Origin of the sequence: Prevotella illustrans (assembly GCF_017426725.1) — a bacterium.
GTDB classification, from domain to species: Bacteria; Bacteroidota; Bacteroidia; order Bacteroidales; family Bacteroidaceae; genus Prevotella; species Prevotella illustrans.
In genome coordinates this window covers 1-13,352 of sequence record NZ_JAERMS010000055.1, presented here as the reverse complement: position 1 = coordinate 13,352, position 13,352 = coordinate 1, and the positions used below count along the sequence as shown (strand labels likewise).

Genomic DNA, 13,352 nt, shown 5'->3' with positions numbered 1-13,352 from the left:
GACATGTTGCGGAAGTGTTAAAATCAGGTAGTTTTTTCTGACAAAAATCACGGAATTGGATGCACAATAAATTATAGGGTAAGAAAAAAGTTTCTCATGAGTTTTCCTTCCAATTACTTAATCTTAATGGTTTTAAAAATTCATATTATCAATATAATATATTAAATAATGAAATCGAGAAGAAGAAAGGAATTGTTATGGTCCCAAATTTGAGATATACAATTTATTTCTGAATGCAGGTTTCGAGCTTTGGTCATACGCTGATTTTTTTGACTTGTCAAGTAAACTAATCAGCTAACCTATAAATGTTCTATAATTATTTGCAAAAAAAATGCAACAATTTGGCTGCCTGCCAAGCCCCATTATGATAAAGCCATTGCTTCAAAATCGCGCCTTCTGTAAATCCTATTTCCTGAAAGAGTTTCAGGCACTGTATATTATCCTCACTAATCACCACGTATACTTGATGCAAATGAATCACATCATGTGCATATTGCAACATCTTAAGAATGGCTGCACGTCCATATCCTTTACCACGATAAGGCTTCTGGATGGCAATGCCTAACTCCGCCCTAAGATGTTTAGGATCAAAATTCACCAAATCAATGATCCCTACACAAATATGATCCGCTGTCGTAATCATGAGTCGTAACTGCTTGTCGGTGTAAATATCATTTTTACATTCTGACAAATAATTATATAAGACATATCGAGAATATGGTACATTCGTTATTCCGACATCCCATAAAGTAATGTCGTTTTCAATTTGATAAAGGAAGTCGAGATCTTCGGGTTCCATGGCTCGAAGTTCCACTTTGTTATTCGGTTCTGAATATTGCATCGGAAGTAGTTATTTGCTGTCTCTCCGGCCAATAAATGCCTATAGTCAAATGATTATTGGCTACAGACGCCATGAACTGTAAAATTTGTTTACAAGTATAAAGACTTCTGTCAAACACAACAGTTCCACGGATCGCCGAGGATTGATGGATAAAAGAGGAAAGAGAAGAATGAACCAAATGTTGCTGTTCCATCATTGTCTGCAGCTCGTTAAAAGAAGACAAATAAGACGCTTCAAGCCGATACTTTTGAACTATTATGTCACAAGCAGATCTGGATTCTTCACTGCAGATGATATAATATAATGGTGGGGACTGATGAGCTGTAAAGAAACAAGGACTTTTTTCATTTAATTCTCGTAATTGGAGCCTTATAAAGGACAGCAAACCAACAAACCAAATTGCCACCGTTAATGGATATTTTAATATGCGATAAGCTTTCACGTAGTGCTTACGCAAGAAAATTTTCATCGCACCATAAAAGATGTGCACATAACGAAAAGACGTCTTTTGAGTACTCTGCCCTTTATAATGTAAAATATTAAAAGGCAAATACCAATTAGAAAAATCTGCATACTTCAGTCGAAAAGACAAATCTACATCTTCTCCATACATGAAAAATGTCTCGTCCAAAAGGCCTACTGTCTGCAAAGCTGAGCGTCGGACCATCATAAAAGCCCCGCTGACCACATCTATTTCTACAGGAACATCCCATGGAAGATAATTCAGATAATAACGATTGAACCGTGCAATATGAGGGAATAGAGCATGGAGATGCATGAACTTGCAAAAGGCCGTAAAAGGAGACGGAAAACCACGCCGAGATTCCGGAGCCTTTCGTCCATCTGCCTGCAACATCCTCACACCTACTGCCCCTGCATCTGTATGGCTATCCATAAAAGTCAGGCAACCGTCAATAACATCCTCTCCCACTACCGTGTCGGGATTCAAAAGCAAAATATACTCACTTTGAGTCATCCTAATGGCTTGATTATTAGCCTTAGAAAAACCGACATTATACTCATTGCGTAAAACCTTCACATAAGGATAATGGTCTACAAGATATTCTACAGTCCCATCTGTCGAGTGATTATCTACAACGACAATCTCACCATCTATGAAGCGCAACGCGTCTCTCAACGAAAGAATACATTGTTCCAAATAAAATTTGACATTATAGCTTACGATAATAATGCTCAACTTCTTCATGCTACGGAGTCAACAAATATTTATCTGCCTGATTCGGCCTTTACTCTCTCCTTTGTCGGCATAATAAATATAGCGGAAATGAGTAGAATAATAGCCAGATAACCAAAACGAACATTCATAAACAAATAATACAACAGCGTATTGCCTACCATCAACAATGCCAACAATAAGATGCGGATCAGCGAATAATGACAATATACGACATATTCAGGACTCTGATCTTCAGTAATTCTCCGAGACACAAAAGGAAATTTGAACATTTTCAATACCATCGGAATGCCCGCGATGGTGAGTATGATCATGAGAAATTCCAAACAAAATTCCAAAGTCTCTGTTTCGTCAGACTTCATAATCCCGGTGGGCAGGATGTCAGATTCAAACAAGACAACCATAAAAAAGCATAAGGCTATTGGCAAATAGAAAGCCCAATTCAACAACTTTAGTGTTTTCTTCATATTGCTATTCTAAAATTGAAAACCTATCATACACGCACAGAGATGGACAATACTTATTTTTGAAGCGGGGTTCTATTTAAGATTGAACGTCCAAGCGTCACTTCATCCGTATACTCTAACTCGTTACCTACGGAAATTCCACGGGCTATCACGCTCATTCTTACATTAAAAGAAGCCAACTTACGCGATATGTAAAAGCTCGTAGTATCTCCTTCCATCGTTGAACTCAAGGCCAGAATCACCTCTTTGATATTGCCTTCCGCCACTCTGCTGACCAACGATTCTATCTCAAGTTCGTTTGGTCCGATACCATCCATCGGCGATATGACTCCTCCAAGCACATGATACAGGCCATGAAACTGCTGCGTATTCTCAATAGCCATTACGTCCTGAATGTTTTCTACGACACAAACAACTTGCCCATCCCTATGTCCGTCCGCACAGATTGGGCAGATATCCGTATCAGAAATGTTATGGCATATCTTACAATACTTGATATCCTTCTTGACATGACTGATCGCGTCGGAAAAAGCATCGACCTCACTGTCTGACCGCTTGAGCATAAACAATACAAGGCGCAATGCAGTCTTGCGCCCTATACCCGGCAGCTTGGCAAACTCGCTTACTGCCTTTTCCAACAAAGAAGAAGGATATCTATCCATTCATTATAAATAAATACCTATACCTACTTTCAGACCAATCGTAGAATAATCACGATGACTCTTGAAAGACTGATCATAGTAAATGGCCGGTTCAATCGTCACGGTGCGACTCACAAAGAAGGCATAACCGACTTCTACACCCGGCATGATATCATTATAACTCTTATTTGCATGGATAAACTTGCAGTTTACACCTAAATATATACCATTCTGCTCAATATAATAACGTCCCCCTACTCCAAGGGTAAAGCTGTCATGGGAGTCTGCCATGCTATTATGCTGGAGACCGGCTTGTGCCAACAACATGATATTATCTTCCATCATATAGCCGGCTTGGGCCTGTATTCCCAAATTGAGTTCCGTAGAACCGCTATAACTAAGATTCAATCCTGTAAGAGAACCACCGAAATACACTTTGTCCTTTTCAAACTGTGCATTTGCGGATACGGCAACCAACAAGGTTATCATCATCATTAATAATTTCTTTTTCATAATCGATAAAGTTTTATTTGCAAAGATAGCACATTCTTGTAAATAATAAGTATCTTTGTAATATATTTTCGTTCTTCGATCACGGATTTAGCCACAAATGTAATAGCGAATGAGAACTATTCTTTCCATTTTTATCAGTATTTTCATTACAGTTTGCCAAGCCCAATCTCAATTCACTTCTTTTTCTACGATTTCATCCCCCAAGCATGAAGTAAGGGCTGTATGGCTCACGACGATCGGCGGCATAGACTGGCCTCATCGCTATGCACAATCTCAACACGCTATCGATATTCAACAAAAGGAACTAACCGATATTCTGGACAAACTGCAGAAGGCCGGTATCAATACCATACTTTTACAAACCAGAATTCGTGGAACCGTCATCTACCCTTCCAAGTATGAACCATGGGATGGTTGCCTTAGCGGCATTCCCGGAAGATCGCCAGGATACGACGCATTGGCTTTTGCCATTGAAGAGTGCCACAAACGCGGCATGGAACTACACGCCTGGATTGTGACGATTCCCATAGGTAAATGGAACGCGTATGGTTGCAAGCGACTGAGACAAAGCCAACCGGGCATTATCCGTAAAATAGCGGAAGACGGTTATATGAACCCCGAATTGGCATCTACAGGCGACTATCTGGCTAACTTGTGCGCGGAAATCACAAATAACTACGATATCGACGGCATACACCTCGACTACATTCGTTATCCCGAAACATGGAAAATAAACGTTTCGCCCACCAAAGGACGCCTGTATATCACAAATATCGTCAAGAAAATCCATGATAAGGTGAAAGCTTTGAAGCCATGGGTTAAGATGAGTTGCTCCCCTATCGGCAAGGCCGATGACCTGAGCAGATACCGGAGCCATGGATGGAATGCTTATTCGCGGGTCTGCCAGGATGCGCAGGGATGGTTGCGGCAAGGACTAATGGACGAACTATTCCCGATGATGTATTTTAAAGACAATAGTTTCTACCCTTTTGCCATTGACTGGAAAGAGCAGTCTGCCGGCAAAATCGTTGTTCCCGGACTCGGTATTTATTTTATGTCGCCATCCGAAAAAAACTGGGATTTGGAAACTATTACTCGTGAAATGGCTTGCACAAGGAACTTACAATTAGGACACGCCTTTTTTAGGAGCAAGTTTTTCACAGACAATACGAAGGGCATTTACGACTTTTCGACCCAAATATTCAATACTCTTCCCGCCTTAATTCCACCAATGACATGGGCTTCGTCCAAGAAACCGGAATGCCCTAAAAACTCTTTCGACAAGAAAAACGGCTATTATTTCCTGACTACAGATTCCGCTTCGGGCCAACTTTCCTACAATATTTACGCGTCAAGAGATTGGCCGGTAAATACCGACAGCGGCAAGCATTTAATGAAAATAAAAACCAAAGAGGCTATCCTACCTGATGATGGACACTATTACGCGATTACAACCATCGACCGATATGGCAACGAAAGCCTTCCTCGCCAGCTGTCGCAAGCGCCCGAACACCGCGTAAGCAGTACGGATGAGTTACTCAAGCACGACAACAGGAAACTCTTTCTGCCCGACTTTATCAATCAGATGGATGCCGATACCATCATTCTTGTCAACATGGCCGGCCAAACAGTTGCTACATCTTCTGTCTACGGAAAGACATCGGATATCAGTTCGCTGCCCACCGGCTGGTACCAAGCTTATGCCCGAACTAAGAAAGGAGCAAGCCATCGACTGGGGGTTCTCGAAATCAAAAAATAAGTATATTTATTTGGAAGTAATCAAAAAACGTCCTATCTTTGCAATACGAATTGTAAAGACTTATTGGGGTTGTTTCGGTTTGATCGGGATACTCATCAAATAATATTGAAAACCGAGATAGTTTCTTATGTCTATGGCGGGCCGCATAAACTCTTCGGAGGTAAGTCGATGCCTCATCGACCAGTGGATTACAGAAACTGAGAGCTCTCAAAACTTGTATTGCTCGGAGTTTCATCACATCACTGAGCAACCCCTTTTCTCATATAGGCAGGATTCCAATGTGATTCCTGCCTTTTTTAGTAATATAACAACAAATAAATATGTTTAGTGGTATCGTAGAAGAAATGGCTACCATTGTAGCTATGAAGCAGACACAAGAAAACATTGATTTCACATTGAAATGTTCATTCACGCAAGATCTCAAAATTGATCAAAGCATTTCTCACAATGGAGTTTGCCTTACAGTAGTAAAAATAAATGAAGACCAATATACGGTCACGGCAATGAAAGAAACGCTAAATCGGTCTAATTTAGGCATGCTTCATGTCGGTGACAAAGTAAACGTAGAACGATCAATGCTGATGAATGGCAGATTGGATGGCCATATCGTACAAGGCCATGTCGACGAAGTGGCAAAATGTATTCAAATGGAAGACGCAGATGGCTCAACTTACTTTACTTTTGAATACAAACCCGACCGACAAATGGCTAAAAAGGGCTACTTCACGGTAGATAAGGGCAGTGTTACGGTCAACGGGGTTTCCCTCACCGTGTGTGAGCCGACAGAAAATACCTTTAAAGTTGCGATCATTCCTTACACCCGGGAACATACCAACTTTTGTGATATAGCCATAGGAACGATCGTCAACATAGAATTTGATATTTTAGGAAAATACATAGCACGGATGCAGGCTCTTACGTAGAGCTTGCATTTTTTTATTTATGACGGATTTCGAGTAACAGAATGTTAATCCCCCCGCCGTTTTCCGAAATTATTGTTAAGAACAAACGTCGTCAATAGACTTTTGTTACTTAATTATCATCAAATAAATAAATTATGAAAGAGACATGATGTCTCTCCACTTATACAAGCGCAATTAGAAATAAATTAGCAGTTATGAGAAAGCCGTTAGCAACATTATTATTAGGTATTGCACTGTTGGCACCAGCCTCAGAAGCTCCTGCCCGCGACTGGTCGTTGCAGGATTGCATCAATTACGCCCTACAGAACAATATCTCACTCCAAAAGCAACGTATTCAGAAACTAAGCGCCAATGAGGATCTCTTACAAGCAAGAGCCGCCTTGTTGCCCAACTTGAGTTTTTCTACAAGTCAAAATTTCAACTATACGCCTTGGATCGAATCCGGTATCAGTGGCGACGGATATTCAAGAAGTGGCGTCGATAAATTTTATTATAACGGAACTTATGGTTTGAGTGGAAACTGGACGCTATGGAACGGCAACAGGAATCATAATACCGTCAAATTCAACAAGCTGGCTGAAGAGAAAGCTGCCATCGACTCCGCTACGACAGCGAATAACATCCAAGAGCAAATCGCTCAGCTTTATATCCAGATTCTTTATTCCATGGAAGCTATCAAGGTAAACAAGGAAAGCTTTGAAAGCAGTGTCCAAAATGAAGACAGAGGAAAAGAAATGGTAAAAATCGGCAAAATGAGCAAGGCCGACCTGGCCCAACTCACTGCCCAACGCGCGCAAGACGAATATAACATCGTGTCGGCTGGGAGCGCCGTCAAGAACTACAAACGCCAATTAAAACAACTTTTACAGATCACGGATGAAGAAGAATTTAATATAACAACACCGGAGACATCCGACGATATGGCCTTGCAGGAAATCCCTTCGCTGAACTACGTTTACACCGCCGCGTTAGACTACCGTCCCGAGCTCAAAGGCTATCAGAACCTGATAGATCAAAGTAATCTGCAAATCAAAATCGCCAAGGCACAAGGCATGCCCACCGTCAGCGCGAACGCCGGAGTGTCGACCAGTACGACCTCAATGAATAAGCTGGATTGGTCACGACAGCTCAAGAGCAACATCTCAGCAGGTGTGGGCATTAGTGTCAGCATACCGATCTTTGACAACCGATCGAAGCGGACAGCGGTCAACAAGGCAATACTGCAGCGCGAAAGCAGCATGCTTGACTTGAAAAACGAGCAGACTACGCTCTACTCCTCCATTGAGAACTATTGGCTTCAGGCTGTCACTAACCAGAATCAGTTCAAAGCGGCTAAGGTCAGTACGGAGAGTGCGCAGACCAGTTACGACCTGCTCAGCGAACAGTTTAGGCTTGGCTTGAAAAATATCGTAGAACTACGCACGGGCAAGGACAATCTGCTGAAAGCCCGGCAGAATGAGTTGCAAAGCAAATATTTGACCATCCTGAATCTTGACATGTTGAGATTCTACCAAGATGGCTCACTAAAAAAATAAGCGCCACATCACTTCTATTTTACTGACTATCAGCAATTTGGCAAAGATCAGAACATAGTCTTTTGCTAACTTGCCTGTAGACGCTTTGTCAAAGCTATGCTTTTAGACGGTAAAAGCTATGCTTTGACACGCTAAAAGCATAGCTTTGAGCCGCTAAAAGGGCTGCTTTTAAAAAACAAAAACTACAACTAAGATTTCATCGGCTCCATCATGGGCTGACCGGCATCAACGAAGAGATTATTTTAAGTAACAAAACAAGAGAGATATGAAACGGATAAGTAAAATTTGGATTATAGCCGGTGTGCTTGCCATTCTGGCTGTTACCACCTTTCTACTGACGGGTAACAAGAAGAAAGAAGAGGTGAGCTTCGTCACCGAGAAAGTTTCGAAAGCCAACATCCAAAACAGTATCACGGCAACAGGCAGCATCGAGCCCGTTACGAGTGTCACGGTTGGTACGCAGGTAAGTGGTATCGTAAGCAAACTGTATGTCGACTACAACAGTGTCGTCAAAAAGGGACAGGTCATCGCCGAACTCGACAAGACCAACCTGACCAGTGAACTGAACACGGCCAAAGCCAACATGAGCAACGCACAGCACAACCTGACCTACCAACAAGCCAACTTTAACCGCTATGCCACGCTATTCAAGAAAGGACTCGTGAGTGCCGACGACTACGAAAGCGCCCGCCTCACTTATCAGCAGGCCAAGGACCAAGTGGCTCAAACGCGTGAAAGCGTACGCAAGGCGCAGACCAACCTCGGCTATGCCACCATCACTTCGCCCATAGATGGCGTAGTCCTTTCAAAGTCGGTAGAAGAAGGTCAGACCGTGGCAGCCAGCTTCAGCACGCCCGAGCTCTTCACAATCGCTCAGGATCTTACCAACATGCAGGTTGTGGCCGACGTAGACGAGGCTGATATAGGCGAAGTGAAGCAGGGCGAAAGAGTGACTTTCACGGTAGACGCCTACCCTAACGACACGTTTGAAGGTACGGTGAAGCAGGTTCGTCAGCAAGCCACGACCACCAACAATGTAGTCACCTACGAGGTGGTCATCAGTGCGCCGAATGCCGACTTGAAGCTGAAACCGGGACTGACGGCCAACGTCACCATCTATACGGCCGAGCGCCAGGGAGTCGTCAGCGTAACCAATAAGGCCCTCCGCTTCACGCCAACCAAGGAAACCGTGGGCAACAGGAAAATCGTTGACTGCAACGGCAAGAACAAAGTATGGATCGAAGAGGGCAACACGGTCAAGGCCATTCCGGTCAACATCGGCGAAACCGACGGCACGCATACGCAGATTCTCGGCGGAATCGACGAAGGTAAGCGCGTCATCACCGAATTGAAAGTCGTGAGCAATCAGGAGGAAGCCACCGCCTCGCAAGAGTCGAGTCCCTTTGCCCCCGGTCCGCGAAAGAGGAAATGACAACTTCCGAACACACGGTTTCACATTCAACAAGCCATGCCCAACCAGCCTTGGGTAGATAAAGTTTTCATAAACGCATGAGTATGACTGAACAAATAAAAGACAACGACAAGAAGGTTGTCATCGAGCTTCAGAACGTGAAGCGCGATTTTATGGTCGGCGACGAAATCGTACACGCTCTTCGTGGCGTCTCCTTCACCATCCGCGAAGGCGAATTCGTAACCATCATGGGCAAGTCGGGATCGGGTAAGTCGACCCTTCTCAACCAGTTGGGCTGTCTCGACACACCTTCCAGCGGCGAATATTATCTCGACGGTGTTTCTGTCAGGAAGATGAGCAAATCGCAGCGGGCCACGCTGCGCAATCGCAAGATAGGCTTTATTTTCCAAAACTACAACCTCCTACCCAAGACCACGAGTGTAGAAAACGTGGAATTGCCGCTGATGTACAATCCCGATGTCAGTGTCCGAGAACGTCACGAGCGAGCCGTCGAGGCTCTGAAAGCCGTCGGCTTGGGTGAACGCCTGTATCACAAGAGCAACCAGATGTCGGGTGGCCAGATGCAGCGGGTGGCCATTGCCCGCGCCCTGGTCAACAATCCGGCCGTCATCCTGGCCGACGAGGCCACGGGAAATCTTGATACCCGTACCTCATTCGAGATACTGGTACTCTTTCAGAAGCTGCATGTCGAGGGACGCACGATAATCTTCGTCACCCATAATCCTGATATAGCCCGCTACGCCAGCCGTAACATCCAGTTGCGCGACGGCCGCGTCATCAGTGACGAGTACAACCGGGACATCATGAACGCCGCCGAAGGACTTGCGGCCCTGCCGGCCAACTCCGACGAGTAGCCGACTCAATGCCTGCGCTTGGCAATGTCTTATGTTCCGCAACCTTAACAAAGTAACAAGATGAATTATACCAATTTATTCAAGATAGCCCTCCGAGCCATCGCGGCCAACAAGATGCGGTCGTTTCTCACGGCACTGGGTATCATCATCGGCGTGGCTTCAGTCATCACGATGCTGGCCATCGGTCAGGGCTCGAAGAAGAGCATTCAGGCCAACATCGCCGAAATGGGCTCTAATATGATCATGATCAGCCCCGGAGCCGACATGCGAGGTGGCGTGCGCCAGGATCCTTCGGCCATGCAAACGCTGAAGCTGGCCGACTATACGGCTATCAAAGAGCAATGCAATTACATCAAGGCCATCAGCCCGACTGTAACCTCCAGCGGACAATGGATTTATGGCAACAACAATACGCAATCGTCTATCTATGGCGTGAACGGCGACTATCTGGAAATCAGACAGCTCAGTGTGTCGGACGGCGAGATGTTCACCGACAACGATATCAAGTCGAGCGCCAAGGTATGCGTGCTCGGTCAGACGGTCGTGGGCTATCTCTTCCCCGATGGCAGCGACCCTATCGGTAAGGTGGTGCGCTTCAACAGCATTCCTTTCCGTGTGGTCGGTGTCTTGAAAAAGAAAGGCTACAATTCCATGGGTATGGACCAAGACGATCTCGTGTTGGCGCCCTACACCACCGTCATGAAGCGAATCCTGGCCCAGACCTATCTGGGGGGAATCACCTGCTCGGCCGTCGTCGAGGGCGTTACGGACAAAGCGACCAGCCAGATATCGACGATTCTGCGTAGAAACCACAAGTTGAAAGACGCCACCGATACGACCGAAGCCGATAACGACGACTTCAACATACGCAGTCAGGAAGAACTGTCGAGCATGATGAACTCCACCACCGACATGCTGACGATATTGCTGGGATGCGTTGCGGGCATCTCACTGATTGTGGGGGGTATCGGCATTATGAATATCATGTATGTCAGCGTGACGGAACGCACGCGTGAGATAGGGCTCCGCATGAGTGTGGGGGCCCGCGGCATTGACATTCTGAATCAATTCCTCATCGAAGCCATCATGCTGAGCGTCACCGGCGGTATTATCGGCGTCCTGTTAGGCATAGGCGCCTCCTATGGCGTGAACCTGCTGGCCCACTGGCCCATTTTCATTCAGCCGTGGAGTATCGTCATGAGTTTCGCGGTCTGCACGTTTACAGGGGTTTTCTTCGGATGGTACCCCGCCAAGAAGGCTGCGAGACTCGACCCGATAGAAGCCATCAGGTATGAGTAGAAAGGAAAAGAGACTCTGAATTAAAACGCTTTCGTGATTTCGGCAGGAGACGCCGCGAGGTCGGTAGCGCCATGTGACAGCAGGAACGCTTTGTCGCGGAATCCCCATAAGACGCTGATACAGGGCATGCCGCTGTTCTTGGCCGTATCGATATCGACATCACTGTCACCAACATAAACGCATTCCTCACGCCCGACATCCAACTGACGCATAGCCTCGATGACCGTGTCGGGAGCCGGTTTCTTGCGAATATCCTCCCGCTCACCTATCGCCACCTCTATCAATCCGTCGAAAAAGTGACGTGCCAGCTCTTGCGTGGCCGCATAAAACTTGTTGCTGACAATGGCCATCTTGCAGCCGTTAGCCTTCAGTTGCCGAAGCATATCCAAAATACCGGGATACGGACAGGTATGATCCAGGTTGTGCCGCATGTAATATTGACGAAATAAGGCATAGGTTTCGTCAAACCGAGGATGTTCCGAACCATTGGGAATGGCACGCTCCATCAGTTTTCTGACGCCATTGCCCACGAAGAGACGCACCTCTTCAAGGGTACGTTCGGGCATGCCAAAAGCCTTCAAGGCATAATTACAACTGAGATAAAGGTCGGTGAGGGAATCAAGTAAAGTACCGTCTAAGTCAAAAATATAAGTACTGTATTTACCTATCATGATTGCTGATATTTGAGGCAAAATTACAAAATATATTTTGCTCTCACAATAATTAATAGTAACTTTGCAGCCGTTTTTAAAAAGGTTATATGGATAAGCAAACCAAAAACAAATACCTTTATGCAACCATCGGTTGCATCATTGTTGCAGTGGCTTTGATCTATTATTATTTCTTTTCATCGATGAACGCCACCGGAAAAACCCAATATCTTTATATTGACGCGGACGACAATATCGACTCTGTATATAATAAGGTGAAAGCGGTATCGAACGATCACGGATTCATTGGCTATCGCACGTTGGTAAGACACTGCTCCTACAAAAGCCACATCCGTACCGGACGTTATTCGCTGAAGCCGGGCGACGGCGCTTTCAGCCTATTCCGTCACTTGAAAAACGGCATGCAGGCGTCGATAGACCTGACTATTCCGAGCGTAAGAACCGTGGAAAAGCTGGCTAACGAGATTTCAAAAAAGCTAATGCTCGACAGCGCGGATATCGCAAAAGCGCTGAAAGACGAAGCTTTCTGCGAACAATTAGGTTACGACACCACAACGATTCTCTGTCTCTTTATCCCCAACACGTACGATATGTACTGGAACGTGTCGCTGGATAAATTCATGGAACGGATGCAAAAGGAAAACAAGAAGTTCTGGAACTTCGACCGTACACACAAAGCAGAGGAAATGAAATTATCACACAATCAAGTGATTACGTTGGCTAGTATCGTTGATGAAGAAACGGCCAACGACCGGGAGAAGCCGATGATAGCCGGCATGTATTACAACCGACTCATGCTGCGCGACGCCGAGTACCCCGATGGTATGCCCTTACAGGCCGATCCAACCATCAAATTTGCCTGGAAACGTTTTGAGTTGAAACGTATCTACCACAATCTGCTTTCCATCGACAGTCCTTACAACACGTACAAGAACACCGGACTTCCCCCAGGACCGATTCGTATTCCGTCGGTAGCGGGCATAGACGCCGTACTCAACCATGTACATCACAACTATCTTTATATGTGTGCTAAGGAAGATTTCAGTGGAACGCATAACTTCGCCCGCACCTACACGGAACATCTCGGCAACGCGGCCAAGTATTCGAAAGCACTGAACGAACGAGGTATCAAATAAAAAGGGCTCACTCGATCATTTGTGGGGACAGGTCCGCAAGCGATGAAGCCATATAAATCTGTCAATCGTTTATGGGAGCGGGAGAG

13 protein-coding genes are annotated in these 13,352 nt (G+C 45.2%); 7 read left to right on the top strand and 6 right to left on the bottom strand.

The features are described 5' to 3' along the window. Positions 1–316: 316 nt before the first annotated feature. The 5 genes from JHU38_RS11555 to JHU38_RS11535 are packed head-to-tail and all read right to left on the bottom strand — an operon-like array spanning position 317 to position 3,657. Positions 317–841, bottom strand: a complete 525-nt coding sequence (locus JHU38_RS11555; RefSeq protein ID WP_232369956.1) for a GNAT family N-acetyltransferase — start codon at positions 839–841, stop codon at positions 317–319. Next, complete coding sequence (locus JHU38_RS11550; RefSeq protein WP_107582650.1) at positions 819–2,048, bottom strand: glycosyltransferase family 2 protein; 1,230 nt, start codon at positions 2,046–2,048, stop codon at positions 819–821. The genes JHU38_RS11555 and JHU38_RS11550 overlap by 23 nt, the downstream gene beginning before the upstream one ends. Before the next feature lie 20 nt (positions 2,049–2,068). Further along, positions 2,069–2,503 (bottom strand): hypothetical protein, encoded by a 435-nt coding sequence (locus JHU38_RS11545; RefSeq protein WP_107582651.1) that lies wholly within the window; start codon positions 2,501–2,503, stop codon positions 2,069–2,071. Positions 2,504–2,556: 53 nt separating this feature from the next. Then, entirely contained in the window at positions 2,557–3,165 is a 609-nt protein-coding gene (recR, locus tag JHU38_RS11540; protein WP_107582652.1) for a recombination mediator RecR, read from the bottom strand. A 3-nt stretch (positions 3,166–3,168) separates the two neighbouring features. Then, a complete protein-coding gene (locus JHU38_RS11535) occupies positions 3,169–3,657 on the bottom strand; it encodes an outer membrane beta-barrel protein (protein ID WP_107582653.1) in 489 nt (162 codons plus the stop codon). 109 nt (positions 3,658–3,766) lie between these two features. Between JHU38_RS11535 and JHU38_RS11530 the strand changes: the two genes are divergently transcribed. From JHU38_RS11530 to JHU38_RS11505, 6 genes are all read left to right on the top strand, one after another. Beyond that, positions 3,767–5,416, top strand: coding sequence for a glycoside hydrolase family 10 protein (locus tag JHU38_RS11530; RefSeq protein ID WP_107582654.1), 1,650 nt, complete (start codon positions 3,767–3,769; stop codon positions 5,414–5,416). Between the two features lie 320 nt (positions 5,417–5,736). Continuing rightward, positions 5,737–6,339, top strand: coding sequence for a riboflavin synthase (locus tag JHU38_RS11525; RefSeq protein ID WP_107582655.1), 603 nt, complete (start codon positions 5,737–5,739; stop codon positions 6,337–6,339). A gap of 194 nt (positions 6,340–6,533) precedes the next feature. Continuing rightward, complete coding sequence (locus tag JHU38_RS11520; protein WP_107582656.1) at positions 6,534–7,874, top strand: TolC family protein; 1,341 nt, start codon at positions 6,534–6,536, stop codon at positions 7,872–7,874. 265 nt (positions 7,875–8,139) lie between these two features. Continuing rightward, complete coding sequence (locus JHU38_RS11515; RefSeq protein WP_107582657.1) at positions 8,140–9,306, top strand: efflux RND transporter periplasmic adaptor subunit; 1,167 nt, start codon at positions 8,140–8,142, stop codon at positions 9,304–9,306. Positions 9,307–9,389: 83 nt separating this feature from the next. Further along, complete coding sequence (locus JHU38_RS11510; RefSeq protein ID WP_107583168.1) at positions 9,390–10,160, top strand: ABC transporter ATP-binding protein; 771 nt, start codon at positions 9,390–9,392, stop codon at positions 10,158–10,160. A 60-nt stretch (positions 10,161–10,220) separates the two neighbouring features. Then, positions 10,221–11,459 carry an ABC transporter permease gene (locus tag JHU38_RS11505; protein WP_107582658.1) on the top strand — a complete coding sequence of 413 codons (1,239 nt, stop codon included), beginning with the start codon at positions 10,221–10,223 and terminating at the stop codon, positions 11,457–11,459. 20 nt (positions 11,460–11,479) lie between these two features. On the opposite strand, the gene JHU38_RS11500 is transcribed toward JHU38_RS11505, so the two are convergent. Continuing rightward, complete coding sequence (locus JHU38_RS11500; RefSeq protein WP_107582659.1) at positions 11,480–12,130, bottom strand: HAD family hydrolase; 651 nt, start codon at positions 12,128–12,130, stop codon at positions 11,480–11,482. An 89-nt stretch (positions 12,131–12,219) separates the two neighbouring features. Between JHU38_RS11500 and mltG the strand changes: the two genes are divergently transcribed. After that, positions 12,220–13,266: an endolytic transglycosylase MltG gene (gene mltG, locus JHU38_RS11495; RefSeq protein WP_107582660.1), complete on the top strand. Its 1,047-nt coding sequence runs from the start codon at positions 12,220–12,222 to the stop codon at positions 13,264–13,266. Positions 13,267–13,352 lie beyond the last annotated feature (86 nt).

Excerpts from the sequence above, each read along its gene's own strand:
- JHU38_RS11530 (WP_107582654.1), top strand. The coding sequence starts at position 3,767 with ATGAGAACTATTCTTTCCATTTTTATCAGTATTTTCATTACAGTTTGC.
- JHU38_RS11525 (WP_107582655.1), top strand. The coding sequence starts at position 5,737 with ATGTTTAGTGGTATCGTAGAAGAAATGGCTACCATTGTAGCTATGAAG.
- JHU38_RS11555 (WP_232369956.1), bottom strand. The coding sequence starts at position 841 with ATGCAATATTCAGAACCGAATAACAAAGTGGAACTTCGAGCCATGGAA.
- JHU38_RS11545 (WP_107582651.1), bottom strand. The coding sequence starts at position 2,503 with ATGAAGAAAACACTAAAGTTGTTGAATTGGGCTTTCTATTTGCCAATA.
- JHU38_RS11550 (WP_107582650.1), bottom strand. The coding sequence starts at position 2,048 with ATGAAGAAGTTGAGCATTATTATCGTAAGCTATAATGTCAAATTTTAT.
- JHU38_RS11505 (WP_107582658.1), top strand. The coding sequence starts at position 10,221 with ATGAATTATACCAATTTATTCAAGATAGCCCTCCGAGCCATCGCGGCC.
- JHU38_RS11535 (WP_107582653.1), bottom strand. The coding sequence starts at position 3,657 with ATGAAAAAGAAATTATTAATGATGATGATAACCTTGTTGGTTGCCGTA.
- JHU38_RS11515 (WP_107582657.1), top strand. The coding sequence starts at position 8,140 with ATGAAACGGATAAGTAAAATTTGGATTATAGCCGGTGTGCTTGCCATT.
- JHU38_RS11520 (WP_107582656.1), top strand. The coding sequence starts at position 6,534 with ATGAGAAAGCCGTTAGCAACATTATTATTAGGTATTGCACTGTTGGCA.
- recR (WP_107582652.1), bottom strand. The coding sequence starts at position 3,165 with ATGGATAGATATCCTTCTTCTTTGTTGGAAAAGGCAGTAAGCGAGTTT.
- JHU38_RS11510 (WP_107583168.1), top strand. The coding sequence starts at position 9,390 with ATGACTGAACAAATAAAAGACAACGACAAGAAGGTTGTCATCGAGCTT.
- JHU38_RS11500 (WP_107582659.1), bottom strand. The coding sequence starts at position 12,130 with ATGATAGGTAAATACAGTACTTATATTTTTGACTTAGACGGTACTTTA.
- mltG (WP_107582660.1), top strand. The coding sequence starts at position 12,220 with ATGGATAAGCAAACCAAAAACAAATACCTTTATGCAACCATCGGTTGC.